This is a genomic window from Pseudonocardia sp. EV170527-09, assembly GCF_008369905.1.
Classification (GTDB): domain Bacteria; phylum Actinomycetota; class Actinomycetes; order Mycobacteriales; family Pseudonocardiaceae; genus Pseudonocardia.
In genome coordinates, this window is the sequence record NZ_VRMC01000284.1 from 1 (window position 1) to 696 (window position 696).

1 protein-coding gene is annotated in these 696 nt (G+C 64.1%); it reads right to left on the bottom strand.

Going from position 1 to position 696, the window contains the following annotated elements; translation table 11 throughout:
• Positions 1-304: 304 nt before the first annotated feature.
• Positions 305-696: transposase (locus FVA95_RS29120; RefSeq protein WP_193564409.1), on the bottom strand; the 392-nt coding region annotated here is incomplete at its 5' end.

A 696-nucleotide genomic window follows, 5' to 3' on the forward strand; every position in this document is an offset into this window, starting at 1 on the left:
TCCAGGTCGGTCACCGGCTCCGCTGCCTGGTCTGTCATCGGGTCCACACTCCTTGATCGGAGTTACACCGATGTTCTTACAGTCCCGCGGCACTGAGAGGAGCTGCCGCGGGGCCTCGCTGGTCCTCCCTGAGCGTCCGATTGCTGAGCTGGCGGTTCTGGGGGTCGCACTCACTCTGCTCGGACTGGGACTCTGGCTGATCCCGCCCCGGGTGCCACTCTTCTGTATCACGGGCGAGCTTTCCCGCATACTCGCTGCGGCCGCCCTTGGGTCTGTAACGAGAACGGTGGTTCCGGCGATGTTGTCAGTAGTGCTCGGCGCCCGGCCAGCGGTCACCGAAAGTGATGGCGAAGGCGTTGAGGACTGGCTTCCAGCGCATCATCCATCGGGTGTGGCCTCGTCCGGTCGGGTCGAGGCTGCGGGTGACAAGGTACAGACATTTCATCGCGGCCTGCTCGCTGGGGAAATGCCCTCGCGCTCGGACCGCTCGCCGGTAGCGGGCGTTCAACGATTCGATCGCGTTCGTCGTACAGATCACCCTCCGGACCTCGATGTCGTAGTCGAGGAACGGCACGAACTCGGTCCAGGCGTTACGCCACAAACGTATCATCGCCGGATGGGCTCGCCCCCACTCGTCATCGAGATCATCCAGCGCGGCTGCAGCGGCATCGGCGGTGGACGCGGTGTAAATAGCTC